This window comes from Aggregatibacter sp. HMT-949 (genome assembly GCF_041734645.1).
In the GTDB taxonomy this organism is placed as follows: Bacteria; Pseudomonadota; Gammaproteobacteria; order Enterobacterales; family Pasteurellaceae; genus Rodentibacter.
Genome location: NZ_CP162010.1, coordinates 869,889 through 895,283, shown reverse-complemented (window position 1 = coordinate 895,283; position 25,395 = coordinate 869,889). Strand labels below are relative to the sequence as shown.

Sequence of the window (25,395 nt, the reverse complement as noted above, 5' to 3'; positions counted from 1 at the left end):
GTGAGATGATCGGTAATGGTTTCTCGCGCGTTTTTTTATTTTAATAATTCTCGCAATGCCGAACCAATTTCTGCCAAACTGGTTACGGTTTTTACCCCAGCAAGCTTAAGAGCGGCGATTTTATTTTCCGCCGTTCCTTTGCCACCGCTGATAATCGCACCGGCGTGTCCCATGCGTTTGCCTTTCGGTGCGGTGACGCCGGCGATGTAGGCCACCATAGGTTTTGTGATATGCGCGTTAATATAAGCCGCCGCCTCTTCTTCCGCCGAGCCACCGATTTCACCGATCATGACGATGGCTTCGGTTTCCGGATCTTCTTGAAAACGTTTGAGAATATCAATAAAGCTTGAACCCGGAATTGGATCGCCGCCGATACCGACACAAGTAGATTGTCCGAAACCTTCGTCAGTAATTTGTTTTACTGCTTCGTAAGTCAAGGTACCGGAGCGAGAAACAATACCGATTTTGCCTTTTTTATGAATATTCCCCGGCATAATACCGATTTTACATTCTTCCGGCGTAATTACTCCCGGACAATTAGGGCCAATCATCATTATGCCGGTTTCGTTCAGTTTTTGTTTTATGACAAGCATATCGAGGGTCGGAATCCCCTCGGTAATACAAACGATAAGTTGAATCCCCGCATCAATAGCTTCTAAAATGGCATCTTTACCAAATGCAGCCGGTACGTAAATCACACTTGCCGTGGCACCTGTCTCTAGCACCGCATCGCGCACGGTATTAAATACCGGCAAGCCTAAATGCATCGTGTCGCCTTTGTTCGGCGAAACGCCACCGACTAATTTTGTACCATAAGCAAGAGCTTGTTCGGAATGAAAAGTGCCTTGTGTACCGGTAAAACCTTGGCAAATAACTTTAGTGTCTTTATTAATTAAAATAGACATATTTCGCTCCTCTTTTATTCGCCTATTCGCCGCTTGCAGCGTTCACCACCGCTTGTGCGGCATCTTGCAAGCTGTGGGCTGCAATAATGTTGATGCCGCTTTGCGCTAAGATCTCTCTGCCGAGCACCGCATTGGTGCCTTCTAAACGCACCACGACCGGCACGGTGACGCCCACTTCTTGAATCGCCGCGATAATTCCTTCAGCGATCAGATCACAACGCACGATACCACCAAAAATATTCACCAAAATGGCTTTTACTGCCTCATCGGTAAGAATAATCTTGAAAGCTTCGGCAACCCGTTCTTTAGTTGCGCCGCCGCCCACATCAAGAAAATTTGCCGGTCGTCCGCCGTAAAGTTTCACGATATCCATGGTTCCCATGGCAAGCCCTGCACCGTTCACCATACAACCGATATTGCCTTCTAGCGCTACATAATTAAGCTGGTGTTTTTCCGCTTCAGCCTCGCGCAAATCACTTTGGGTTAAATCACGAAGTACGCGTAAATCATTGTGGCGGAAAAGCGCATTGTCATCGATGGAAACTTTTGCATCCAAGCAAATCAAACCACCTTTTTTAGTCACCACAAGCGGATTTACTTCCAAAAGTGATAAATCTTTTTCGACAAACAGTTTCGCTAGTTGTATGAAAATATGTGTAAATTGTTTATTTTGTTCACCGCTTAAACCCAGTTTAAATGCCAATTCTCTACCTTGATAAGGCATTCCGCCGAAGAGTGGATCAAGCGTGATTTTATGAATCAAATACGGCGTATCACGCGCTACCTCTTCAATATTCATACCACCGGCAGAAGAAGCCATAAAAACAATTTTTTGCAAAGAACGATCAATTACCGCTCCAAGATAAAGCTCTTTTTCAATCTCGCAGGTTTCTTCAATATAAATGCCGTTTACCGGTTGTCCCCATTTATCCGTTTGAAACGTCACTAAACGTTGCCCAAGCCATTTATTCGCAAAAGCGCGCGCCTCTTCTGCATTATGGATTAATGCCACACCACCGGCTTTTCCACGCCCTCCGGCATGCACTTGGCACTTGGCCGCCCAAATACCACCGTTCAATTGAAAAAGTGCCATTGCGGCTTCATCGGCCGAACGACAAAAAATACCTTCGTTAACCGGCAAACCGTACGCTTTAAAAAGTTGTTTCGCTTGATATTCATGTAGATTCATAACTTCACCTGAGTTTTCCGGGTTATCCAATACGCATTTGAACGTTGCATATTTGACTAAAAAAACAAAAATGCGATCAAAAACTTCCGTATTTTGACCGCATTTTTTGCTAACTCTAAATTTCTAATAACAATCGGGTCGGATCTTCTAATAAATCCTTAATCGTCACAAGAAATCCGACCGATTCTTTACCGTCAATTAAGCGGTGATCGTAGGATAACGCCAAATACATCATCGGACGAATCACCACTTGACCATTTAAGGCAATCGGACGCTCTTTGATCGCGTGCATCCCTAAAATTGCGCTTTGTGGTGGGTTGATAATCGGTGTGGACATTAATGAACCGAACACGCCGCCGTTGGTAATAGTGAAATTACCGCCGGTTAAATCTTCTACTGTTAATTTACCGTCTCGTCCCTTCTCTGCTAAAGCCTTAATTTGTTTTTCGATTTCTGCCATGCTGAGTTTGTCACAGTTGCGCAATACCGGCGTGACTAAACCGCGCGGGGTGGAAACGGCAATACTGATGTCGAAATAATTGTGGTAAACAATATCATCACCGTCAATGGAGGCATTCACTTCAGGGTAACGTTTTAAGGCTTCTACTACGGCCTTGATGTAAAACGACATAAAACCTAAACGCACATTGTGCTGTTTCTCAAATTTTTCGCCGTATTGTTTGCGCAAACTCATAATCGGCTGCATATCCACTTCATTAAACGTAGTGAGCATTGCGGTGCTGTTTTTCGCTTCTAATAAACGTTCGGCGATGCGTTTACGTAAACGGGTCATCGGCACACGTTTTTCCGAACGGGTACTATAGGCTACCGTGCTAATCGTATTATGTTCCGTCGCGACATTTTGTTTGGCTTGTTGCGTATTGCGTTTCGCGATTTCGCGTTCGATATCTTCACGCGTCAATCTGCCGCCCACGCCGGAACCTTGGATGCCTTCAGGATTTAAATCGTGCTCCGCTAATAAACGGCGAATTGCCGGGCTTTGATCCGCTGCATTCGCATGACTGTTTTCAATTGCAGAATTTTGACGATCTGCCGGTGTCGGTTCGTTCGTTTCTTTCACAGATGCGGTGCTCATATCCCCCGCCTGTACGCTGGAAAGTTTAGCAAGAAGCTGTTTACTCACCACCGTTGCACCTTCCGCTTCAAGAATTTCGGCAAGCACACCGTCAGCCTGCGCCGGAACTTCCAGTACGACTTTATCAGTTTCGATTTCAACTAAGACTTCATCACGTTTAACCGCATCGCCCACTTTTTTATGCCAAGTAGCAACAGTGGCATCGGCTACAGATTCGGGTAAATCGGGAACAAGAATTTCGATTGTCATATTTTTTCCTTTTTTAATTTATTCTCTTCATTATCTTTGACACTTTGACAGCGCACGCTCCCTTCACGAAAAGCGCTCTCATAAGGCGAAATTGCAACAAACGGAAGTGTGAATCAGCACCGCATTGAAGCCCCTGTTTTAGCCTTTAGATCTTACTGAAGGGAGCTTTTAAACTAATGTTCACAGCTTCAAGGCTTCTTCTACCAATTGTTTTTGCTGTTTAACGTGTAGCGACATATAACCAACGGCCGGCGAGGCGGAGGCCGGGCGGCCGGCATATTTCAGTTTCACGTTATCAGGGATGGAACTTTCAAAATTATGTTTACTGCTATACCACGCGCCTTGGTTAAGCGGCTCTTCTTGACACCAAACATAATCTTTCACCTGTGCATAAGGCGCAAGTGCTTTTTTCACATCTTCATGGGGATACGGATAAAGCTGCTCAATACGAATAATTGCCACATCAGTTTGATTATTTGCGCGGCGTTGCTCGAGCAAATCATAATATACTTTGCCGGAACAAAGTACGATGCGTTTTACAGCTTTCGGATCCAGCTCGTCAATTTCGCCAATTACCGTTTGGAATGAACCGTTAATTAATTCATTCAAACTTGAAACTGCCAACGGATGGCGCAGTAAGGATTTCGGTGAAATCGCAATTAACGGGCGGCGCATTTTGCGTAACGCTTGACGACGCAACATATGATAAACCTGAGCCGGCGTAGAAGGGATACACACTTGCATATTCTGTTCTGCGCAAAGTTGCAAATAACGTTCTAAACGAGCAGAAGAATGTTCCGGGCCCTGCCCTTCGTAACCGTGCGGTAACAACATCACAAGACCACACATTCTGCCCCATTTTTGTTCGCCGGAGCTGATAAATTGGTCAATGACGATTTGTGCGCCATTGGCAAAATCACCGAATTGCGCTTCCCAAATGGTCAGTGTTTTCGGATCGGTGGTGGCATAACCGTATTCAAAAGCAAGGACGGATTCTTCCGAAAGCACGGAATCCCATACTTCAAAGCGGCCTTGATTGGCATGTAAATGAGTTAGAGGCACATAACCGGTGCCATCATTTTGGTTATGCACCACGGCATGACGATGGAAAAACGTACCTCGCCCCGCATCTTCGCCGGATAAACGAACATTTACGCCGTCGTCTAATAAGGTGGCATAAGCCATTGTCTCCGCCATTCCCCAATCGAATAATTTTTCACCTTGGTACATGGCCTTACGATCGTTATAAATTTTTTCTACGCGAGGATGGGCACGCAAACTTTCCGGATATTCGCATACGCGTTTGGCAAGCGTTAAAAAACGCTCTTGCGGGAAACGACTTTCATAAGGCGCGGTCCAGTCATAATGGAGATATTGCAGCCAATCCATTTTCGCCATATCCATTTCGCGCCATTCAGTCACTACACGCTCACCGTTATCAAGCGCATCACGGTATAAATTCATCATTTCGGTAACTTGCGCTTCGCTAATTACACCTTCGGCAATTAAACGATCGGCATAGACTTTACGCGGTGTCGGATGTTTTTTAATGATGCTGTACATCATTGGTTGGGTCGCCAATGGTTCGTCCGCTTCATTGTGTCCGTGGCGACGATAAGAAATTAAATCAATGAAAATATCGCGTTTAAACAAACTGCGATATTCCACCGCCATTCTCGCAGCAAAAGCAACCGCTTCCGGATCATCGCCATTTACGTGAATAATCGGCGCTTGGATCATCTTGGCAATATCGGTACAGTATTCTGTTGAACGGGTATCGTTTGGATTAGATGTAGTAAAACCGATTTGATTGTTAATTACGATACGAATCGTGCCACCCACGGTGTAACCGCGTGCATTCGACATATTTAACGTTTCCTGCACCACACCTTGTCCCGCTACGGCGGAATCACCATGTACGGTAATCGCTAATACTTGAGCGCGCGTGGTATCATTTCTTTTGGTCTGACGTGAGCGCACCGCACCGATAACTACGGGGCTGACAATTTCCAAATGCGACGGATTAAATGCAAGGGTTAAGTGAACGCGTTCATCGCCTACAGCAAAATCGGAAGAGAAACCTTGGTGATATTTCACGTCACCGGTGCGATCGCCAGAATGCTTACCGGCGAATTCATCAAACAAATCTTCCGGTTTTTTACCCAGCACGTTCACCAACATATTTAAACGTCCGCGATGAGCCATTCCCATAACAATATCTTTCACACCTTGTTTACCGGCATGACGAATAATTTCTTTCATTAACGGAATAAAAGCGTCGCTTCCTTCCAAAGAAAAACGTTTTGCGCCAGGGAATTTCGCACCGAGATAACGTTCTAAACCGTCTGCCGCGGTCAGTTCATTTAAAAAATTAATTTTTTCTTGATTGCTGAAAAGCGGTTTATTTAAGCGGCTTTCTAATTTGTTTTGCAGCCACATTTTTTGTTCCATGTCTTGCACATGCATAAATTCTAAACCGATAGAACCACAATAGGTTTCTTTCAGCATATCTTTAAGTTCGGCAAGCTTAATGGTGTCGCGCTGATAAACGTAATGATTGATATTGAAGGTTTCGTTAAGATCTTGTTCGGTAAAACCGTGATAGCGGTAATTTAACTCCGGTACACTGGAAACTTTCCAACGATAATAATCAAGCGGGTCAAGTTTCGCTTCCAAATGGCCTCGGAAACGGTAGGCATTAATAAATTGCAACACTTTAACGAGTTTCGCACTCGCTTCAGGATCAATCACCGTCACCGCTTCGGTAGTATTTTCACGGGCAAGGCGACGGAAATAATCTCGAACCGGCGAATGGGGCTGCTCCGGTGCGGTTAAATTCGGCAATGAATCAAAGATTGCTTTCCAGCTTTCATCAATAGAATTTGGCTCATCTAAATAACGCTCATATAATTCTTCGATATAGGCCTGATTCGCCCCTCCCAATGCGGTCGTCTCCAGCCATTCATCAAAGCTATTTTGTTGCATATTCACCTCAAACAATATTCTCTAGGGAATTAATTTCGGCGTTATTATACATAGGATTCACTTGGAAAAAACGCGCCAAATCGCATTTGTTACAAATTTGTGATCCAGCTCAACAATCCTTTTATCTTCAAATTTATAATTTAAATACAATAAATAAAATCAATTCATTCCGATACAAAAATGAGCAAAAAAAAGTGCCTCGAAAGAGGCACTACTCGGAAAGCAAAATAGATACAGGCTATTTAAGATAGCACTTATTTTTAATGGCTAAAAAATAACGTTATTTAAAATGTTATGCAAATATCAATCTTTAAATCTGTGAACTAAGTCACGGTTTTTCTTGATTTTTTTATTTCTAACATAAAAAAGAGCGCTTATATTCGCGCTCTTTTATTCATTCGGCATAAATTAACCGTTAATAAATTTCTCGCCTAATTCAATATCTGCACGTAATGTCGGTAACATTGCGTCTAATGCCTTTTGTTCAAATTCGCTTAACGGGCCGATCGGAAGAATTTCTTCCACGCCTTCTTTGCCCAAGCGAACCGGCTGAGCGAAGAAACGGGCATATTTGCCATCACCTTCAACATAAGTGCATTCAACCACGGTTTCACCGTTTAAGCCTTTCACCAAAGAACGGGCAAACCGTGCTGCCGCCTGCGCCATAGAAAGTGTAGCCGAACCGCCGCCGGCTTTCGCTTCCACCACTTCCGTACCGGCATTTTGGATACGTTTGGTTAACGCTGCAATTTCCGCTGCGCTAAATTCCGCATAAGGTACTTGAGAAAGCAACGGAAGAATAGTAACACCGGAATGTCCGCCAATCACTGGCACGGTAGTGCGAGAAACATTTAAGTTTTTCAATTCGGCCACAAAAGTTTCCGAACGAAGTACATCTAATGTCGTCACGCCGAATAATTTACGTTTATCGTAAACCCCAGCTTTTTTCAATACTTCAGCGGCAATCGCCACAGTTGTATTAACCGGATTGGTGATAATACCAACGCAGGCTTTAGGACAGGCTGCCGCCACTTTTTCGATTAAACCGCGCACGATACCCGCATTAATATTGAACAAATCCGAACGATCCATACCCGGTTTACGCGCAACGCCGGCTGAAATTAATACCACGTCTGCACCTTGAAGTGCCGGAGTCGGATCTTCACCTGAAAAACCTTTTACTTTAACAGCCGTCGGAATATGGCTTACATCCGCCGCAACCCCGGGAGTTACGGGTGCGATATCATATAAAGCCAGTTCGGATTCCGCCGGTAATTGTAATTTCAATAACAACGCCAGAGCTTGACCAATACCGCCGGCGGCGCCTAATACTGCAACTTTCATATTTACTCCTTATTAAGTAGATTAATTAAGCCAATAGATTTTAAAAGTTTCATTCATAAATTACAAATACAGAAAATAAAATATGGGATCTTACTCAAATTTCTTATAAAAAACCTTTGCTTTTCAAATAAAAAATGCCTTTTTAGTTGCATATTATGAATTTTTATGCAAATCTTATGCAATTTAAATTATCTTATAGGAACAAAATGGATAATCTTACTCGTGCTTTTAAGGAATTATTAAATCAAGAGCGTTTCGCATCACAAAGCGAAATCGTCGAAGCGCTTAAAAAGCAAGGTTTCTCCGGCATTAATCAATCGAAAGTTTCCCGCATGCTCGGCAAATTCGGCGCGGTGCGTGCACGTAACGCTAAAATGGAAATGGTGTATTGTTTACCCAATGAATTAAGCGTGCCGGCGACCAGCAGCCCATTGAAAAATTTAGTGTTGGATATTGATCACAATAACATGTTAGTCGTAATCAAAACCACGCCGGGTGCTGCGCAATTAATCGCTCGTTTACTTGATTCCGTCGGCAAACCGGACGGTATTCTCGGCACCATCGCCGGCGACGACACGATTTTTGTCACACCGACACGCACCACACCAATTTCAATCTTAATTGAACGCATTCAAGATTTGTTCGAACGCTCGCTCTCATGAACATTTTCATCACCGGCGGCACAGGACTCATCGGCCAAGCATTAATTCCCGTTCTATTAAATCAACAACATCAACTCTCCCTTCTCACGCGTTCGGAGAAAAAAGCCCGTCGGCTTTTCCCGCAAAAAAACTTGCGATTTTTCACTTCGCTTACTGCGCTTAAAAACCTCGACGAATTCGATGTGGTAATTAATCTCGCCGGCGAGCCTATTTTTGCCAAAGCTTGGAGCGAGGCGCAAAAAGCGACATTATTTAATAGCCGAGTAAAATTAACCGAACAAATAGCCTTATTAATTAATGCCGGTCTTAATCCGCCTCGCTTAATTTCCGCTTCAGCGACAGGAATTTACGGTGACGGCGGCGATCAATTAATGAACGATGAAAATAGCACCGCATTCAACACCTTCAGTGCGCGCCTTTGCCAAGCTTGGGAGAGCGCTGCATTGCAAGCGAAAACGACAGTTTGCCTGCTTCGTACCGGCATCGTACTATCACCCAAAGGTGGTGCCTTAGCTAAAATGTTACCGCTCTATCGTTTAAATTTAGCCGGTCGCTTAGGTTCCGGCAAACAATATTGGGCTTGGATCGCCTTGGAAGATGCCGTCAATGCGGTGCTATTTTTAATCTCAAATCTCGACTGCAAAGGCATTTATAATTTAACGGCGCCGCACCCCGTAACGAATAGCGAGTTCAATCAGGAATTGGCGGCGGCGCTACATCGTTGTGCACCGTTCCCTGTACCGGCATTTGCCTTAAAACTGGCACTCGGCGAACGCGCCGATATGTTACTTGAAAGTCAAAATGTGTTTCCGAAACGCTTGCTTGAGGCAGGATTTAAATTCCAATATGTAAATTTGAAGCAATATTTCACCTCGCTTTTCCCCAAAAAATAATATAAAAAAACGCGCTTTGATGCTCACCAACGCGCGTTTTTTATTAGGTTAAACTTAATCGTTATTGCTTGAAAAGATGGAAAGTAATCTTAATAAGCTGATGAATAAGTTATAGATTGACACATAAATGCTTACGGTAGCACGAATGTAGTTAGTTTCGCCGCCGTGAATAATATTACTGGTTTCGTACAAAATCGTCATAGTCGAAAACACTACAAACAATGCACTAATGGCAATGGCTAATGCCGGAATTTGGAAGAAGAAACTCGCCACCATGCCTAATAGTAACACGATGAAAAGTGCAAACATCGCCGTAGAAAGAAATGACATATCTTTTTGCGTAGTCAACACATAAGCCGAACAAGCGAAGAACACGATCGCAGTGCCGGCAAAGGCCAACATGATTAAATCTTCCATACCGTTCGCCACGTACATATTTAAAATCGGCCCGATGGTGTATCCCATAAAACCGGTAAAAGCAAACGCAGCTAAAATGCCGGCTGGACGATCAGCCAAACGATGGGTAATAAAAAGTAGGCCGTAGAAACCCACTAATAACACAATAATGTTCGGATAAGGCAAATTCATCGCCATCGAAATGTAAGCGACGACCGCCGAAAATGCCATTGTCAAACCAAGCAAGAAGTACGTGTTACGCAGTACTTTATGAGTGCTTAATAAAGATTCGCGGCTTGAATCGACAATAATGCGTGATTGCATAAAAGCTCCTTTTTCTATTAGTTAATACGCAGGCTGTAAAGTAAGGGCGTGCGCCTAGAAAGTCAATGGTAAACAAAAATTTATTTAACTTTAACGAAAAAACAACATGCATAAACGTCAAACAAATTTTATTTTCTGTTTTTATGTATGTACGATTAAATCCAATGCGGTGCTATTTCGGCAGGTCGATTTTGGCATATAAATCAAACAGATTTCATCGTATCGATTAATGCCAATCGCACATTCCCATGTTCATTTTTACCAACAAAATCGTTCATTCACAAAGTTTTCTGAGCGTTCTTTTTGCCATGTCGATTTATTTTCCGGATTGGCGAAAAATGCATCTTGTTCTTGTAAACGCGCTTTTAATTTGGCTTCTGCTTCTTTCAATGCGGTGTGACGATCGGCAAATTTCGATGGCAATGCTTTTATAAAGAGAATTTCGTAAGGATGGTCAATCGTCCAATTCAGTGCATTTTCGGCTGCTTTGCGTTGTTTGGTTAAATCGCAGAACGCATACGGATTGATGAACTGCCCCACTATTTGAGCGAATCCCGTATTGTCATCCACCGTGCGTTTAGGTAAATCCAGCACGTAAAGTGCCGTAATAAGGCGATTTTGCCCGCGATAATACCAATCTACAGCCTCATCGCGCAGACCGAAATCATAAGCGCGTGTGGCAAGCGTGAACATCGTCATCGGTGAAATTCGCGCTGGATTTTCTTCCGCAAATTTGGCTGCATTTTCATACCCTCCGAGACTATTTTCGCGCAGCATCGGATCAATTTTGTTATGCACAAACACATTCTCCGCTTTGCCTTTTTGTGCGGAATAATAAGGTTTCACATAAATATCAATGGATTTCACCGGCGCTTTACTGATAGAACTACAAGCATTCAAATAAAGTGCGGTCAAAATCAACGAAGTTTTTATCAATACTTTCATCTTTTCTCTATATAATGGCGCGACAAATTTGTCCGTTATCCTATCATGAAAATTCATCTTATCCGCAGCCGAATCAGCCTCGAATTCAATAATGAAACGAGTTTACTCGATCATCTTGAACATAATCATATTCATCACGAATATCAATGCCGTAGCGGCTATTGCGGTTCCTGCCGAGTGAAAATCAAAAAAGGCAAGGTATCCTATGCACAAACGCCCCTTGCCTTTATTCAATCCGACGAGATTTTGTTGTGTTGTTGTCACGTAGAAAGTGACATCGAAATTGAGTTATAAATTATTTAAATCCAACACGTCCGTCATATCGAACAAACCTTTTGACTTACTTTCAAGCCATTTGGCGGCTCGCACAGCGCCGTTAGCGAAAGTCATGCGGCTGGACGCTTTGTGAGAAATTTCAACGCGCTCGCCAATGTCAGCAAACCAAACCGTATGCTCGCCTACCACATCGGAAGCCCGAACGGTCGAAAAGCCGATTTCATCGCGTTTACGTTCGCCAATAATGCCTTCGCGGCAAAAAACACCGTGAGTTTTCAAATCGCGTCCTAAGGTTTTTGCGATATGTTCCCCCATGCTCAATGCGGTGCCCGATGGCGCGTCCACTTTATGGCGATGGTGCGCTTCGATAATTTCAATGTCGCAATAATCGCCCATCACTTTGGCGGCTTTTTCCAATAATTTAAACACCAAATTTACACCGACGCTGAAATTTGAAGCAAACACAACGGCAATTTTTTCAGATGCCACTTGAATTGCCGCTTTGCCCGCCTCATCAAAACCGGTGGTACCAATGACCATTTTTTTGTTGTTCGCCAAACAAAATGCGATGTGTTCAAGCGTGCCTTGCGGACGAGTAAAATCAATTAATAAATCAAAATTATTTTTTTGCGCTTGTAGATCATCAGACACTACTACGCCTAAATGGCCAATTCCGGCAAGCTCGCCGGCATCTGCTCCCACTAAAGTGGAACCTTTGCGCTCAAAGGCCGCACCAAGTTCTACGTTTTCCACCGCCTGCACCGCTTGAATTAATTGACGCCCCATTCTGCCGCCCGCGCCGGCGATGGCAATTTTTAATGTCATATTTACTTCCTTCCGTCTAATGAATCATTTCGTTAATACCGCTGTAAATCAGCAACAAACCGAAAAATAAAAAGACCGCACCCGCCGTATTATCAATATAACGCGTGTAACGGCCGTAAATTCGTTTGGCAATATTACGCGAAAACACCAGTGAAATCACATAAAAATAAACAAACCCTTCCGACACGATAATCGCCAGAGCCAAACTCATTTGCCACACATTGGTAATATTGGCAAGCACCAGCGACATCACGCTAGAAAAGAATACCACCACTTTGGCATTGGATAAATTCACCAACAAGCCTTTCATAATTTCTTTGCGGATACTGGTTTGTTGGTTAAGTTCTTGCGCCGAAAGCGCGCTCAATTCGACGTTCGTTTTAGTGCGCCAAAGAGAAACGCCGCAATAGCTTAAATAGGCGCCGCCGAGCAGCATAATCGCACCGTGTAACATGGGCAATGTTGCAAGAATAACGGCAAGCCCAAGTAACGAAAGTGACGCCCAAAAGCCGATGCCGATACAAATGCCAAGAATCGCACAAATAGCATTACGACGCGAATTACCGGCCGACATCCGTACCACATAGAAAAAATCCGGTCCCGGCGTCATCAGACCGAACAAATTGACAATCATTAAATTCAGCATGCTCACATCCAAATTCGCACAATAAATACCACAAACAACGCGTAAACCGCAGCCAATACGTCATCCAGCATAATGCCAAAACCGCTTTCCAATTTTTCATCGAAATAGCGAATCGGGAAAGGTTTTAAAATATCAAAAAAGCGAAACAGCACAAACGCCGTCAAAACCCATTGCCACGATAAATTCGGCACGGCGGCGAGCACGATAAACATACCGACAAATTCGTCCCAAACGATGGAACCGTGATCGTGCACGCCCATATCGTTGGCAGTTTTTTGACAAAGGTAACAGCCTAAAACGAAGCAAAGCACAGTCAAAATCAAAAAACTTTTCATACCGAGCAACATTAATAACGCCACGCCAATAAAAGTGCCGGCAAGGCTGCCCCAAGTGCCGGGCGCGGGATGGATTAAACCCGAGCCGAATCCCAACGCAAGCAAATGTACGGGATTGGTTAAAGAAAGCCGTTTTAACGGATTTCCCGAAGTGGTTCGATTATTCATAATGTTCATCCTTAAAATGATCAAAACCCGACATGGGTGTCAATTGCACCGCTTCGCCATGACGCAGAAAATTCAGTGCAAACCCACCGCGTGTTTGTGCCGTAACGATTCGGCCAATGCAAGCGCAAGGCAGCTTTAAATTTTTTAGCGCCAGCTCCAATTTTTCTTTATTTTCCACCGGCACGGTGAAACACAGTTCGTAATCTTCGCCACCGCTTAAGGCAAAGCGTTCCGCTTGGTCGCGAGAGAAAAGCCGTAATATCGAAGAAGAAAGCGGCAGGGCGGCAAGTTCGATTTCAGCACCGCATTGACTGCGTTTTAGAATATGCCCGAGATCGGAAAGCAAGCCGTCAGACAAATCAATCGCCGCATTGGCGATGCCGACTAAAACACGTCCTAGCGCTACGCGCGGTGTTGGGCGAAAATGGCGATGAAGCAAAAATTCTCGGTCAATATCAAGTGCGCTTTTGCCCTTCAATTCGCCCGCTAAAATCAGCTGCAAACCGGCGGCGCTGTCGCCTAATGTACCGGAAACATAAATTAAATCTCCCGCTTTTGCTTGATGACGGCAAAGCGCTTTGCCCTTTTCTACAAAGCCTTGCGCAGTAATGGTAATAGCGCGCGTGCCTTTGGTGGTGTCGCCGCCGATTAATGTGACGTTGTAATCGCGTAACGTATTTATCAAACTTTGACTAAATGCGGAAAGCCATTCTTCATTTATTTTCGGCAAAGTTAAAGCAAGGGAAATCCATTTAGGTTGCGCGCCCATGGCGGCCAAATCGCTTAAATTCGTTGCAATTGCTTTATAGGCTAAATCTTCGGCAGAAATATCGGGAAGAAAATGCGTATTTTCCGTCATAGTATCGGTGGTAATCGCCAATTGGCAATCAGGCGGAATACAAACCAATGCGCAATCATCACCGATGGATAATTGTACAAAATCATCAGCATTATTTTGCGACCGTTCAAAATAACGTTTGATTAAATCAAATTCACCCATTGCCATTTCTCCGTTTTCTTACCGCCAGAAACGAAAAGGCACGCGTAAAAACGCGCGCCATTTTTCAAATTAAAGGAACTATTTACGCCCTAATGCCGGCGCAATTTTGTCTAATACGCCATTGATATATTTATGGCTTTCATCGGCGCCGAATACTTTCGCCACTTCAATGGCTTCGTTAATCACCACCTTGTACGGTACGTCCGATTCAAAACGTAATTCGTACACCGCTAAACGCAAAATTGCTTTTTCAATCGGATCAAGTTCGTCAAAAGCGCGGTCGATATAAGGCGAAATGGCAAAATCCACGGTTTCGATATTTTCCACCGTTTGACGGAATAATTTACGAAAATAAGGCTTATCTACGCCTTCGAGATCTTGATCCAGTACGAATGCAAGCTCTACTTGTTCGGCCGTATTGCCGGAAAGCGCCCAAGAATATAAGGCTTGTACCGCGCACTCACGAGCGCAACGACGGGCGGAAGGCTTTTTCACTTGTTTTTGTTGCTCAGTCATGGTTATGCCGCGTCGATTTGTTGTAAAAGATTCACCATTTCAAGGGCGGTTAATGCGGCTTCTGCGCCTTTATTACCCGCTTTGGTGCCGGCGCGTTCAATGGCTTGTTCGATATTTTCGGTGGTTAATACACCGAACGCCACCGGAATTTCCGCTTCCATCGCCACTTTGCCTAAACCGCTGCTGGCTTCACCCGCGACGTATTCAAAGTGTGCAGTACCACCGCGAATGACCGTGCCTAAGGCCACGATGGCATCGAATTTTTTGCTCTCCGCTAAACGACGCGCCACTAACGGCAATTCATAAGCGCCCGGTGCGCGCACCACCGTGATATTTTCCTGTTTCACTTGACCAAGACGTTTTAACGCATCAATCGCACCTTCTAATAAACTTTCGTTGATAAAGCTGTTGAAACGGGCAATTGCAATTGCAATTTTTGCATTTGGTGCGGCGACCGCGCCTTCTAAAACTTTCATATTTTTTCCTGTTAAATTCACGCTAATAAATCGGGGCGGATTCTAGCACAAAATTTGTCGCCAATCAGCATTTATCTCTCAAGAGGCGCTTCAAACGGGCTTTCAATGCGGTGCTATTTTGGAACTTCAATGCGGTGCTATTTCGGACACTCAATGCGGTGTTATTTTAAAAGCTCAACATGCATCGATAACAAATTCAAACCAATCAATCACGTCTTTTTCATGCACGCCGTCGGCAATCAATATCCCGGCGTTTTTCACTGAATTAGGATCGCCCGAAATCAACGGATGCCAATGCGGTAGCGGTTTGCCTTCATAAATCAAACGATAGGCGCAAGTTTGCGGCAACCAATGAAAATCCGGCAGATTCTTTTTGGTCAGCTTAGTGCAATCCGTTTCAAGCTTAAAACGCTCGGGATAATTACCGCATTTGCCGGTTTTCACATCCAACAAATCGCAGGCGATGCGCGTGTAATACAGTTTTTGCCGCTTGCCATGCCCTTGAATATATTTGCGATAACAACATTTGCCGCAACCGTCACAAAGCGCTTCCCATTCGGCTTCGTTCATTTCAAGTAAGGATTTGGTTTGCCAAAAATGATTTCGCATTGTTTTTACCACGAAGAACGGCCGAAATCCGTGATTTCCAGCCCCAATTGTTGTTCCAATTCGTTAATTTTATCGCGCAACTGTTCCCGTTGTTCAATGGCGTAAGGGCGCATTTTAGAATCAGCTTGCTCGGTATCACCTAAAGCCTTTAATCGCTCACGGAGACGTTTTAAACGATAAAAATCCGCTTCGTGTTCACGTTCGAAAACCACCCGTTGCCGCCCGCGTTGATATTCGGCTTCCAAGCCCGCCGCATTCGAGCAAATTCGATAATTCATCGGCAAACCGTCGTAACCCAAACGATAAAATGTGTTATTCGCACAATACCCGTTACGATAACCACGCTCAAAGGCCGCCTGATCAACTTTCCGATATTCGCCGCAACGTCGCGTATAATAGTCGATGCCGTCCTTTGCCGTTTCACGTCCGTCCGCACCGTACAAATAACCGGCGTGATACCAATCCTGACTGACGCGCACGCAATATTCCTCCGTCGATTCGCCGACTACGGATTCCAACATCGCCATCGGTAGCGTAATCGGCAAGGTGACAATCGCCCACAACGTTTCGCAGCCCGCTAATCCGAAACAGGCTAGTAGCCCGAAGAATTTGAATTTTTTCATTTTATTTTTCTTTGTGTAAAAGTAAGGAAGATTAACAAATTTGCCAATCTTCCCTCTATCGTTATATTTAAAATGCGGACTTCAATAATAGCACCGCATTGACTTAGCTAAGATGCGTATTTCACTAAAAACCTTCTTTCAAACTCACCGTTAGGTTAAATACCAAATGTTCAGGACGGCTGTCTTTGCTGTCAGCGCAGAAGTAGCCTTCGCGTTCGAATTGGTAGCCTTTTTCAGCGATCGCGTTACCAAGGCTTTGCTCTACAAAACCGTGTTTTACCACTAAAGAAGTGGGATTTAACACACTTTCAATGTTTTCTTCTGCACCCGGATTTGACACAGTGAAAAGGCGTTCATATAAACGGAATTCCGCCGGGTGATTGTGTGCGGCGGAAACCCAGTGAATCACGCCTTTCACTTTGCGACCGTCCGTCGGATTTTTGCCCAAGGTTTCCGGATCGTAAGTACAGAAAATCGTGGTGATTTCATCGTTGGCATCTTTTTCTACACGTTCCGCTTTAATCACATAAGCATTGCGCAAACGCACTTCTTTGCCCAACACCAAGCGTTTGTATTGTTTATTCGCTTCTTCGCGGAAATCCGCACGATCAATGTAGATTTCTTTGCTGAATGGCAATTGGCGCTCCCCTAATTCCGGACGATTCGGATGATTCGGCGCGGTCAATATTTCTTCACCATTAAAGTTTTCAATCACCACCTTGACAGGATCGATAACCGCCATCGCGCGCGGGGCATTTTGGTTTAAATCGTCGCGAATGCAAGATTCCAACGCGCTGTATTCCACCACGTTATCTTGTTTGGTCACGCCGATACGGCGACAGAATTCACGAATTGATGCGGGCGTATAGCCGCGACGACGCAAGCCGGAAATCGTCGGCATACGTGGATCGTTCCAGCCATCCACAATGCCTTCATTGACTAATTTTAATAACTTACGTTTAGAGGTTAAGGTGCCTTCCAAATTCAAACGGGAAAATTCATATTGGTGCGGCAACGGACGTTCAATACTGATATTTTCCAACACCCAGTCGTATAAACGGCGGTTATCTTGGAATTCCAAGGTACACAATGAATGTGTAATACGTTCCAGGGCATCGGAAATACAGTGGGTGAAATCGTACATTGGATAAATGCACCATTTGTCGCCCGTTTGGTGGTGGCTGGCAAATTTAATGCGATAAAGTACCGGATCGCGCATTACCATAAACGGTGACGCCATATCAATTTTGGCACGCAGGCTGGCTTTTCCCTCGGCAATTTCACCGTTTTTCATTTTTTCAAATAACGCCAGATTTTCTTCTACGCTACGATCACGATAGGGACTGTTTTTACCCGGCTCGGTTAAGGTGCCGCGATATTCACGCATTTCTTCCGGCGAAAGTTCATCCACATACGCTAAGCCTTTTTTGATAAGCTCAATAGCGTAATTGTAAAGTGCGTCAAAATAATCGGAAGCGTAATGCACCTCGCCTGCCCAATGGAAACCAAGCCATTCCACATCAGCTTTGATGGAATCCACATATTCCACATCTTCTTTCACCGGATTGGTGTCGTCAAAACGCAGGTTACACAAGCCTTGATACTCTTTTGCTAAACCGAAGTTTAAGCAGATGGATTTGGCGTGACCGATATGCAAATAGCCGTTTGGTTCAGGCGGGAAACGGGTGTGAACGCTTTGGTGTTTACCGGAAGCTAAATCTTCATCAATAATTTGGGTAATAAAATTGTGCGGACGGGCATTTTCTGCAAGGTCTAAAGTGTGTTCTGTGTTACTCATAATCTTCTCAATTACCGGATAAAATATTCGCGCTATTCTATACGAAAAGCCGTGTTTTGTGAAACCTCGCATTTTTCGAGCGCAGCTGTGGCGCTAATTCGCCATTCATTCTTTTACGTCCTCTTTCTTATTGCCATTACCGTTAGATAAACCAAACTTTTTAGCAAAATTTTGTCTAAGCGCAAGATTTTTCGTGCAAAAAACCGATGAATCATTAAAATATCACTCCTGAACAAATGTTCATTTTTAAATGGATCATCATGAAAAAAATTATTGTTATTCTCGTAATTTTAATTTTAGGCACTCTCGCCTACTCTTTTTTAGTCGTCAACCAGGCCGAACAAGCCCGCTATTTAACTGAGTCCGTCACGCGCGGCAATATCGAAAAAACCGTAGTGGCCTCCGGCTCCATCAGCAGTGTCAATGAGGTGGATGTAGGTGCACAAGTATCCGGCAAAATCACCAAACTGTATGTCGCGCTTGGGCAAGACGTCAAAAAAGGCGAGCTTATCGCAGATATTGATTCCACTACTCAGCTCAATAACCTCAACACCAAAAAAGCGGCGCTCGCGAGCTATCAGGCGCAATTAAAGGCAAAAGAAACTGCGCTTTCCGTGGCACAATCGGCGTATTCCCGTTATGCTGAACTTTACGCCAAAAAAGCCGCTTCGCTTGATGACTTCAATAACGCCAAAAACAATTTTGATGCGGCACAAGCCGAAACGAACGCATTAAAAGAATCCATTAAACAAGCAGAAATTGAAGTCAGCACCGCTGAAACCAACTTAGGTTACACTAAAATCACTTCCCCCATCGACGGCACCATTATTTCTACCCCGATTGCCGAAGGGCAAACCGTCAATTCCGTCCAAACCGCGCCGACCATTGTGAAAGTGGCGGATTTAAGCAAAATGCGCGTCAAACCGGAAATTTCTGAAGGCGACATCACCAAAGTCAAAGCAGGGCAAGCGGTGCGTTTTACCATATTGTCCGATCCAAACACCCATTACGAAAGCGTAATTTCGTCGGTTGATCCGGCCACCACCACGAAAAGCGATAATTCATCAAGTTCCTCGTCAAGTAGTTCAAGCAGCGCTTCAAGTAGCACCAGTGCGGTTTATTACTACGCCAATTTAATCGTGGACAATCCCGATCGCACTTTACGCATCGGAATGACCACGGAAAACAATATTAAAATTGCCAATGCACAAAACGTATTATTGGTACCCAATATGGCAATTCAAAAGAAAGACGGCAAAACCTTCGTCAATCTGTTGAATGGCAATAATCAGCCGGAACCGCGCGAAGTGGAAGTCGGCGTGCAAAACGATTTCCAAGCAGAAATCAAACGCGGTTTGAGCGAAGGTGACCGAGTCATTGTGTCTCAAGTAGCGGCCGGCGAAAAAGTGGGCAACAACGGCCGCGGGCCGAGAATATTCTAAAACGCGGTAGAAAATCCATGAATATTATTGAAATCAAAAATCTTAACCGCAACTTTGGCGAGGGCAAGAACCGCGTACATATTCTGAAAAATATTTCATTGAATGTTGAAAAAGGCGACTTCGTAGCAATTATCGGCCAATCGGGTTCAGGCAAGTCCACCCTCATGAACCTTATCGGTTGCTTGGATACGGCAACCAGCGGTTCTTATAAAATTGACGGTAAAGAAATCGCCAGCTTATCTTCCGATCAACTATCCGATTTGCGTAGCCAAAAATTCGGTTTTATTTTCCAACGCTACAATTTGTTATCTAGCTTAACCGCGGCGGAAAATGTCGCGCTCCCCGCCATCTATGCCGGAATGCCCCGAGAGCACCGCATTGAACGTGCCAAACTGCTCCTGGAGAAACTGGGCTTGGGCGACAAATGGCAAAATAAACCGAATCAACTCTCCGGCGGTCAACAACAACGGGTCAGTATCGCGCGTGCCTTAATGAACGGCGGCGAGATTATCCTTGCCGACGAACCCACCGGTGCGTTGGACTCTCATAGCGGACAAAAGGTGATGGAAATCTTGCGCCAACTGCATGGCGAAGGCCATACCATTATTATGGTCACCCACGATCGCAATATTGCAGCACAAGCCAATCGGATAATTGAAATTAAAGACGGCGAAATCATCGCCGATACGCAAAAAGAAGCCGTCGAAAGCAAAGCACAAAACCGGCCCCAAATAAAACCGCACTTTGGATTGAGTAAAGACCAATTGATTGAAGCGTTTCGGATGTCCGTCAGCGCTATCGTGGCACATAAAATGCGCGCACTGCTGACGATGCTCGGCATTATTATCGGCATCACTTCCGTGGTGTCCGTGGTGGCACTCGGTAACGGTTCACAGCAAAAGATCTTGGAAAATATTAAAGGCATCGGCACCAGCACAATGACCATTTTTAACGGAACGGGTTTTGGCGATCGGCGTGCCGAGCAAATGCAAAATCTCACAGTCGGCGATGCCGATGCGCTGAACAAACAAAGTTACGTGCAAAGCGTGACGCCGAACAGTTCATCGAGCGGTATTTTGGTCTATGGCAACCAAACCTTTTCCTCCACCAATTTAAAAGGTGTAGGCGAACAATATTTTGATGTGGATGGACTGTCTTTGAAACAAGGTAATTTGTTCTCCGCACAAGATGTGGCGGAAAATAATCAAGTGGCATTGATTGACGAAAGCGCGCAAAAATCGATATTTCCCAATGAAAATCCGCTCGGCAAAGTGGTGATGTTTAACAAACGTCCGCTGCGTATTATCGGCGTGGTGTCCGATAAACAAATGGGCGGCGCCAGCAGTTCGTTGAATCTGTACGCGCCTTATACGACAGTGATGAACCGTATTTCCGGCAGTAAAAAGATCGCTTCAATTACGCTGAAAGTATCGGACGACGTAAATACAACCGTAGCGGAAAAAGGCATTACGGAGTTACTTACGATGCGCCACGGCAAAAAAGATTTCTTTATTATGAACAGCGACACCATCAAACAAACCATCGAAAGCACCACCGGCACGATGAAATTACTGATTTCTTCCATCGCCTTTATTTCCTTAATTGTAGGCGGCATCGGCGTGATGAATATTATGTTGGTTTCGGTGACAGAGCGCACCAAAGAAATCGGTGTGCGTATGGCTATCGGTGCGCGTCAAGCCAATATTTTGCAACAATTTTTGATCGAAGCGGTGCTGATTTGTTTAATCGGTGGCCTAACGGGAATTTTGCTATCGGGCGTAATCGGCTTGCTATTTAATTTTTTTATGCAGGATTTCAATATGGCGTTTTCCACTGCCTCCCTCGTCAGTGCGGTGCTATTTTCAACGCTTATCGGCGTGCTATTCGGTTATATGCCGGCCAAACGCGCCGCGCAACTGAATCCGGTCAGCGCGCTTGCCCGTGAATAGATTTTGTAAAACATCAAATTGCGGTTAAAATCTACCACGTTTTTTTTAACGAAACTGAAGGAAAAATCATGTTAAAAATGAAGAAATTAGCCCTTGCCGTACTCATGGCAACAACCCTCGCAGGTTGTGCCAATATCGGCGATTCTTACAAAGCCAGCCTGGAGGATTACCAAAAATACGAAGAAATCACCAAACAATTCAATGTAAAAGAAGATTGGTGGACACTTTATCAAGATGCACAACTTAACCGCGTAGTAGAACAAGCCTTGCTAAATAACAAAAACTTAGCCAAAGCCGCCATTGCGGTCAATCGCGCGCTTTATAACGCTAATTTGGTCGGCGCCAATTTAGTGCCGTCCTTTAGTGGTGCCACAAAGTCCAGCGCACAACGTCGTATCGATACATCGGCTAACTCTGCGGTTTCCCACAGCGGCTCCTTAAACGTAAGTTACACCCTAGATTTATGGCGCCGTTTGGCGGATTCTGCGGATGCTGCAGAGTGGACCCACAAAGCCACCGCGCAAGATTTGGAAGCAACCAAACTTTCTTTAATAAATTCCGTAGTTATCACGTATTACCAAATCGCTTATTTAAATGATGCAATTGCGACCACCGAAGAAAGCATCAAATACTACAGCGACATCAGCAACATTATGCAACGTCGTTTAAGCCAAGGTGTCGCAGATTCTGCCAGCGTGGATCAAGCGCAACAATCGGTTCTAACCGCACGTAACAGTTTGATCACCTACCAAACCCAACGCAAAACCGCTGAACAAACCTTGCGTAATTTGCTTAACTTAAAACCTGACGAAGCATTAAATATCAATTTCCCACATATTCTTAACGTGAAAAATGTCGGCGTGAATTTAAACGTACCGATTTCCGTTATCGCCAACCGTCCAGATGTTAAAGGCTATCAATTCCGTTTAAGCAGCGCTTTTAAAAATGCCAGAGCAACCGAAAAAAGCTGGTTCCCTGAAGTTACCTTGGGCGGCAGTTTAAGCTCGACCGGCAACAAAGTCGGCAACGCACTTCACACGCCTGTCGCCGGCGGCACAGTAGGCATTAGCTTGCCGTTCTTAAACTGGAACAGCGTAAAATGGAACGTGAAAATTTCCGAAGCGGATTATGAAACCGCGCGTTTGAACTACGAGCAAAGTATCACCACCGCATTGAACGACGTGGACACCAACTACTTCGCCTTCACCCAAGCGCAAAGTGCTTTTGCCAATCAACAAAAAACTTTTGATTACAACAAACGCATCACGCAATACTACCGCAACCGCTATAACGCGGGGGTCTCCGAGTTGCGCGAATGGTTGAATGCGGCAAATACCGAGAAAAATTCGCAGCTAGCCATCTTGAACGCAAAATTCAGCTTGATTCAAGCGGAAAATGCCGTCTATAGCGCCATGGCCGGTTATTATTCACGTTAACTCATAACTTAAGCAAAATAAGGAAGTTTCGACTTCCTTATTTTATTTTCGGAGAGGAAAAATGAAAAAACAGCTGACTTTCTACTTCATCCGCCACGGCAGAACCGTTTGGAATGAACAAGGCTTAATGCAAGGGCACGGCGATTCGCCATTGACGGAAATACTGTCTCCGAAAATTTTCGTTGAATCTTAAACTTTCTATCTATTCATTTCAGCACCGCATTGAAAGCTTGCCGGACAAGGCTTCAATGCGGTGCTATTTTGCGATCTCAAATCACGCGTACCGATAACTCCCGTATAAATCGCCCACTATTATTTTCTAAAAAAATACACATAAAAAAACGCTCACCTTCCGGCAAGCGTTTTTTGTTCTTAATTCAAACTATGCGGCAATCTGCAATTTTACTTTGCGCGACTCCGCCCATTCTTTTAGTTTTTGCAGGAAGATCTGTCCCATCGGGCGTGGATCACCGGTAAATAGCGTACTCAAGCCGTTATTTTCGATGATCTGACGACGCAATGCCAAGCGTTCTGCATGGTTTTCCGCTAGGCGAATTGAGCGTTCTACGTATTCGTCCACGGTGTGAGCAATAAGCCATTCCGGCAAGCCTAAACGACGGAACAAGCCTTCGTCGATATGTTCGTGTACTTCCGGACCGGTTTTACAAATACCGACCAAGCCTATGGTTACCATATCGATAATACCGTTAGTATTACCGAACGGGAACGGGTTCACCATCATGTCGCAATTTTTCAAAATATCTAAGTATTGCAAATAAGGCGTTTGCGGGTGTGCCGTGGCGTCGTTACCTAAATAGGACTTAATAAAACGCGCCACATAAGGATGTGTCACACCTTGCGATTGCCCCAACGCGAAGTGGAAATGCACCTTCACTCGGGCACGATCGCGAATGGCACGTAAAGCTTCCAAGAAGAACGGGTTTAATTTCATCGTGGTGGAGGCGATACCGATATTCACCACTTCAGGATTTTCGCGCAATTTGTATTCCACCTGCGTCGGTGCCAAAGCAGAAGGCACGTAAGGTAAGGCGTCTTTCGGCAAACGCAACAGTTTTTCGCTGAAACAGGCTTCCGAACCGACATAATCGTCTTCTACCACCACATATTCGATAAATTTTGAATGGGTGGTCGCCGGGTGACCCAAAGCAATCGCTTGAATTGGCGCTACTCGGGTATTACTCAAGAAAATCGGCAATAAATCCATACCGATAGACGGCATATATAAAATCGCTGCTTTGTTTTCCTCGCACACTTCACGCACTACTTTCATTCGGTCGTACACATGGCCGGACGGAATCAATTTGAATTCATCGAACACTTCTTGACCGAGCTGATCCACTTGTTCATTCCCCATTCCGATCAAATAGAAATGCTCGCGTGCCGCCCGCATTGAAGTGGAGTGAGTACGATAAATAGAGTGCGCCGAATGGAAATGCTCTAACACAACAACCATTACCGGCTTACCGTTGCGGTAACCGATATTTTGCACATCAAGATCGCGCCAACCAAACAAGAAATTATGACGACGCACCACTTTATTTAGCGCACCTTTTACATCGTGTTTATTAGCCGCCACATCATAACTACAGTGCATGTACACATCGTGAGAAATGGCGTTTGGTACGTTATTTAAATCGTTTAAAGTTTCCAATCGTTTCGGGAACCACTGTAAAATCGCCGCGCGTTTGCTGAAAGCCGCCGGTGTACCGATAAAACGTGGCGACTGCAAAGCGAAACAAAGTGAGGCGCAAATATCGCGATCAATCTGCCATAACATATCCAAGTTCAAATTCAAATTGGATTCCGGCAAGTACAAAATACAGAATTTAATCAACGACGGACGCTTCGCTTCGATTTGTACTTCCGACGAATTGCGATCCGGATTACGGTTATATACCTGTAACACGTGATCCGCATTCACATAATGGGAGCTTGCAAAAATGAAGGAAATCCAACGTTGCAAGGAAAAGAAACGTTGCATTCCGGCATCGCTCACTTCTAACACCGGATCGCTAAACAATTCGGAAATTGCATCCGCCATTCGGGTACAAAAATATACCGTCAACTCCATTTCCATGTTTTTATCTCGATATTGGTCGGGATAAGCAAATTCAATGCCTTGCAAACCGCCGAAGTTTTCGTCTAATTTACCGAGAATCGACAGCAAAGTATTACAAGCGCGTTCATAATCCTTCTCGCGTACAGCACGCTCGAAACGCGCTACATTCGGCGTAACCTGCTCTTCTTGTTGAGCTTGTGGTTGCGGATTTTCATTTTGCATAAATAG

General features: G+C 44.6%; 23 protein-coding genes and 1 pseudogene. 7 read left to right on the top strand and 17 right to left on the bottom strand.

The features are described 5' to 3' along the window. Positions 1 to 35: 35 nt before the first annotated feature. From sucD to mdh, 5 genes are all read right to left on the bottom strand, one after another. On the bottom strand, positions 36 to 905 hold the full coding sequence (gene sucD, locus AB3F25_RS04165; RefSeq protein WP_373604246.1) for a succinate--CoA ligase subunit alpha: 870 nt from the start codon (positions 903 to 905) through the stop codon (positions 36 to 38). 22 nt (positions 906 to 927) lie between these two features. Beyond that, positions 928 to 2,094, bottom strand: coding sequence for an ADP-forming succinate--CoA ligase subunit beta (sucC, locus tag AB3F25_RS04160; RefSeq protein WP_373604245.1), 1,167 nt, complete (start codon positions 2,092 to 2,094; stop codon positions 928 to 930). Positions 2,095 to 2,209: 115 nt separating this feature from the next. Beyond that, a complete protein-coding gene (gene odhB / locus AB3F25_RS04155) occupies positions 2,210 to 3,439 on the bottom strand; it encodes a 2-oxoglutarate dehydrogenase complex dihydrolipoyllysine-residue succinyltransferase (protein WP_373604244.1) in 1,230 nt (409 codons plus the stop codon). A 180-nt stretch (positions 3,440 to 3,619) separates the two neighbouring features. Continuing rightward, positions 3,620 to 6,424 (bottom strand): 2-oxoglutarate dehydrogenase E1 component, encoded by a 2,805-nt coding sequence (gene sucA / locus AB3F25_RS04150; protein ID WP_373604243.1) that lies wholly within the window; start codon positions 6,422 to 6,424, stop codon positions 3,620 to 3,622. Positions 6,425 to 6,832: 408 nt separating this feature from the next. Next, a complete protein-coding gene (gene mdh / locus AB3F25_RS04145; RefSeq protein WP_373604242.1) occupies positions 6,833 to 7,768 on the bottom strand; it encodes a malate dehydrogenase in 936 nt (311 codons plus the stop codon). Between the two features lie 206 nt (positions 7,769 to 7,974). Between mdh and argR the strand changes: the two genes are divergently transcribed. Both argR and AB3F25_RS04135 read left to right on the top strand, forming a co-directional pair. Then, positions 7,975 to 8,430: a transcriptional regulator ArgR gene (gene argR, locus AB3F25_RS04140; RefSeq protein ID WP_373604241.1), complete on the top strand. Its 456-nt coding sequence runs from the start codon at positions 7,975 to 7,977 to the stop codon at positions 8,428 to 8,430. Continuing rightward, a complete protein-coding gene (locus tag AB3F25_RS04135) occupies positions 8,427 to 9,323 on the top strand; it encodes a TIGR01777 family oxidoreductase (RefSeq protein WP_373604240.1) in 897 nt (298 codons plus the stop codon). The genes argR and AB3F25_RS04135 overlap by 4 nt, the downstream gene beginning before the upstream one ends. A 54-nt stretch (positions 9,324 to 9,377) precedes the next feature. Here the strand turns inward: AB3F25_RS04135 and AB3F25_RS04130 are convergent, their stop codons facing one another. Beyond that, positions 9,378 to 10,043 carry a Bax inhibitor-1/YccA family protein gene (locus AB3F25_RS04130; RefSeq protein ID WP_373604239.1) on the bottom strand — a complete coding sequence of 222 codons (666 nt, stop codon included), beginning with the start codon at positions 10,041 to 10,043 and terminating at the stop codon, positions 9,378 to 9,380. A gap of 258 nt (positions 10,044 to 10,301) precedes the next feature. Beyond that, positions 10,302 to 10,988 (bottom strand): hypothetical protein, encoded by a 687-nt coding sequence (locus AB3F25_RS04125; protein ID WP_373604238.1) that lies wholly within the window; start codon positions 10,986 to 10,988, stop codon positions 10,302 to 10,304. A gap of 45 nt (positions 10,989 to 11,033) precedes the next feature. Between AB3F25_RS04125 and yfaE the strand changes: the two genes are divergently transcribed. Continuing rightward, positions 11,034 to 11,282: a class I ribonucleotide reductase maintenance protein YfaE gene (yfaE, locus tag AB3F25_RS04120; protein WP_373604237.1), complete on the top strand. Its 249-nt coding sequence runs from the start codon at positions 11,034 to 11,036 to the stop codon at positions 11,280 to 11,282. On the opposite strand, the gene dapB is transcribed toward yfaE, so the two are convergent. The 9 genes from dapB to glnS all read right to left on the bottom strand — a co-directional run bounded on the left by dapB (position 11,277) and on the right by glnS (position 18,260). Beyond that, positions 11,277 to 12,089 carry a 4-hydroxy-tetrahydrodipicolinate reductase gene (gene dapB / locus AB3F25_RS04115; RefSeq protein ID WP_373604236.1) on the bottom strand — a complete coding sequence of 271 codons (813 nt, stop codon included), beginning with the start codon at positions 12,087 to 12,089 and terminating at the stop codon, positions 11,277 to 11,279. The two genes, yfaE and dapB, sit on opposite strands and share 6 nt — an antisense overlap. A 16-nt stretch (positions 12,090 to 12,105) precedes the next feature. After that, positions 12,106 to 12,735, bottom strand: coding sequence for a homoserine/threonine efflux transporter (locus tag AB3F25_RS04110; RefSeq protein ID WP_373604235.1), 630 nt, complete (start codon positions 12,733 to 12,735; stop codon positions 12,106 to 12,108). A 2-nt stretch (positions 12,736 to 12,737) separates the two neighbouring features. Further along, positions 12,738 to 13,238: a phosphatidylglycerophosphatase A gene (locus tag AB3F25_RS04105; RefSeq protein WP_373604234.1), complete on the bottom strand. Its 501-nt coding sequence runs from the start codon at positions 13,236 to 13,238 to the stop codon at positions 12,738 to 12,740. Beyond that, positions 13,231 to 14,244, bottom strand: coding sequence for a thiamine-phosphate kinase (gene thiL / locus AB3F25_RS04100; RefSeq protein ID WP_373604233.1), 1,014 nt, complete (start codon positions 14,242 to 14,244; stop codon positions 13,231 to 13,233). Before thiL ends, AB3F25_RS04105 begins: the two co-directional genes overlap by 8 nt. Positions 14,245 to 14,316: 72 nt before the next feature. Further along, a complete protein-coding gene (gene nusB / locus AB3F25_RS04095) occupies positions 14,317 to 14,754 on the bottom strand; it encodes a transcription antitermination factor NusB (RefSeq protein ID WP_373604232.1) in 438 nt (145 codons plus the stop codon). A gap of 2 nt (positions 14,755 to 14,756) precedes the next feature. Next, positions 14,757 to 15,230 carry a 6,7-dimethyl-8-ribityllumazine synthase gene (gene ribE / locus AB3F25_RS04090; RefSeq protein WP_373604231.1) on the bottom strand — a complete coding sequence of 158 codons (474 nt, stop codon included), beginning with the start codon at positions 15,228 to 15,230 and terminating at the stop codon, positions 14,757 to 14,759. A gap of 174 nt (positions 15,231 to 15,404) precedes the next feature. Next, on the bottom strand, positions 15,405 to 15,839 hold the full coding sequence (locus AB3F25_RS04085) for a YcgN family cysteine cluster protein (RefSeq protein WP_373604230.1): 435 nt from the start codon (positions 15,837 to 15,839) through the stop codon (positions 15,405 to 15,407). A 5-nt stretch (positions 15,840 to 15,844) separates the two neighbouring features. After that, positions 15,845 to 16,462 carry a DUF2799 domain-containing protein gene (locus tag AB3F25_RS04080; protein ID WP_373604229.1) on the bottom strand — a complete coding sequence of 206 codons (618 nt, stop codon included), beginning with the start codon at positions 16,460 to 16,462 and terminating at the stop codon, positions 15,845 to 15,847. Positions 16,463 to 16,586: 124 nt separating this feature from the next. Next, positions 16,587 to 18,260 carry a glutamine--tRNA ligase gene (gene glnS / locus AB3F25_RS04075; RefSeq protein ID WP_373604228.1) on the bottom strand — a complete coding sequence of 558 codons (1,674 nt, stop codon included), beginning with the start codon at positions 18,258 to 18,260 and terminating at the stop codon, positions 16,587 to 16,589. Positions 18,261 to 18,517: 257 nt separating this feature from the next. Here glnS and AB3F25_RS04070 point away from each other — a divergent pair, with 257 nt between their 5' ends. From AB3F25_RS04070 to AB3F25_RS04055, 4 genes and pseudogenes are all read left to right on the top strand, one after another. Next, positions 18,518 to 19,702, top strand: a complete 1,185-nt coding sequence (locus AB3F25_RS04070; protein ID WP_373604324.1) for an efflux RND transporter periplasmic adaptor subunit — start codon at positions 18,518 to 18,520, stop codon at positions 19,700 to 19,702. A gap of 17 nt (positions 19,703 to 19,719) precedes the next feature. Further along, positions 19,720 to 21,651 (top strand): MacB family efflux pump subunit, encoded by a 1,932-nt coding sequence (locus AB3F25_RS04065; RefSeq protein ID WP_373604227.1) that lies wholly within the window; start codon positions 19,720 to 19,722, stop codon positions 21,649 to 21,651. A gap of 68 nt (positions 21,652 to 21,719) precedes the next feature. Continuing rightward, complete coding sequence (locus tag AB3F25_RS04060) at positions 21,720 to 23,087, top strand: TolC family protein (RefSeq protein ID WP_373604226.1); 1,368 nt, start codon at positions 21,720 to 21,722, stop codon at positions 23,085 to 23,087. Between the two features lie 61 nt (positions 23,088 to 23,148). Next, a pseudogene (locus tag AB3F25_RS04055) lies at positions 23,149 to 23,247 on the top strand (histidine phosphatase family protein); the annotation flags it as partial. A gap of 222 nt (positions 23,248 to 23,469) precedes the next feature. Here AB3F25_RS04055 and AB3F25_RS04050 read toward each other — a convergent pair. Further along, a complete protein-coding gene (locus AB3F25_RS04050) occupies positions 23,470 to 25,389 on the bottom strand; it encodes an adhesin (RefSeq protein WP_373604225.1) in 1,920 nt (639 codons plus the stop codon). Positions 25,390 to 25,395 lie beyond the last annotated feature (6 nt).

Excerpts from the sequence above, each read along its gene's own strand:
- thiL (WP_373604233.1), bottom strand. The coding sequence starts at position 14,244 with ATGGCAATGGGTGAATTTGATTTAATCAAACGTTATTTTGAACGGTCG.
- mdh (WP_373604242.1), bottom strand. The coding sequence starts at position 7,768 with ATGAAAGTTGCAGTATTAGGCGCCGCCGGCGGTATTGGTCAAGCTCTG.
- AB3F25_RS04110 (WP_373604235.1), bottom strand. The coding sequence starts at position 12,735 with ATGCTGAATTTAATGATTGTCAATTTGTTCGGTCTGATGACGCCGGGA.
- sucA (WP_373604243.1), bottom strand. The coding sequence starts at position 6,424 with ATGCAACAAAATAGCTTTGATGAATGGCTGGAGACGACCGCATTGGGA.
- AB3F25_RS04130 (WP_373604239.1), bottom strand. The coding sequence starts at position 10,043 with ATGCAATCACGCATTATTGTCGATTCAAGCCGCGAATCTTTATTAAGC.
- dapB (WP_373604236.1), bottom strand. The coding sequence starts at position 12,089 with ATGACATTAAAAATTGCCATCGCCGGCGCGGGCGGCAGAATGGGGCGT.
- sucD (WP_373604246.1), bottom strand. The coding sequence starts at position 905 with ATGTCTATTTTAATTAATAAAGACACTAAAGTTATTTGCCAAGGTTTT.
- AB3F25_RS04085 (WP_373604230.1), bottom strand. The coding sequence starts at position 15,839 with ATGCGAAATCATTTTTGGCAAACCAAATCCTTACTTGAAATGAACGAA.
- AB3F25_RS04135 (WP_373604240.1), top strand. The coding sequence starts at position 8,427 with ATGAACATTTTCATCACCGGCGGCACAGGACTCATCGGCCAAGCATTA.
- AB3F25_RS04105 (WP_373604234.1), bottom strand. The coding sequence starts at position 13,238 with ATGAATAATCGAACCACTTCGGGAAATCCGTTAAAACGGCTTTCTTTA.
- ribE (WP_373604231.1), bottom strand. The coding sequence starts at position 15,230 with ATGAAAGTTTTAGAAGGCGCGGTCGCCGCACCAAATGCAAAAATTGCA.
- argR (WP_373604241.1), top strand. The coding sequence starts at position 7,975 with ATGGATAATCTTACTCGTGCTTTTAAGGAATTATTAAATCAAGAGCGT.
- AB3F25_RS04050 (WP_373604225.1), bottom strand. The coding sequence starts at position 25,389 with ATGCAAAATGAAAATCCGCAACCACAAGCTCAACAAGAAGAGCAGGTT.
- nusB (WP_373604232.1), bottom strand. The coding sequence starts at position 14,754 with ATGACTGAGCAACAAAAACAAGTGAAAAAGCCTTCCGCCCGTCGTTGC.
- AB3F25_RS04125 (WP_373604238.1), bottom strand. The coding sequence starts at position 10,988 with ATGAAAGTATTGATAAAAACTTCGTTGATTTTGACCGCACTTTATTTG.
- odhB (WP_373604244.1), bottom strand. The coding sequence starts at position 3,439 with ATGACAATCGAAATTCTTGTTCCCGATTTACCCGAATCTGTAGCCGAT.
- AB3F25_RS04080 (WP_373604229.1), bottom strand. The coding sequence starts at position 16,462 with ATGAAAAAATTCAAATTCTTCGGGCTACTAGCCTGTTTCGGATTAGCG.
- yfaE (WP_373604237.1), top strand. The coding sequence starts at position 11,034 with ATGAAAATTCATCTTATCCGCAGCCGAATCAGCCTCGAATTCAATAAT.
- sucC (WP_373604245.1), bottom strand. The coding sequence starts at position 2,094 with ATGAATCTACATGAATATCAAGCGAAACAACTTTTTAAAGCGTACGGT.
- AB3F25_RS04065 (WP_373604227.1), top strand. The coding sequence starts at position 19,720 with ATGAATATTATTGAAATCAAAAATCTTAACCGCAACTTTGGCGAGGGC.
- AB3F25_RS04060 (WP_373604226.1), top strand. The coding sequence starts at position 21,720 with ATGTTAAAAATGAAGAAATTAGCCCTTGCCGTACTCATGGCAACAACC.
- glnS (WP_373604228.1), bottom strand. The coding sequence starts at position 18,260 with ATGAGTAACACAGAACACACTTTAGACCTTGCAGAAAATGCCCGTCCG.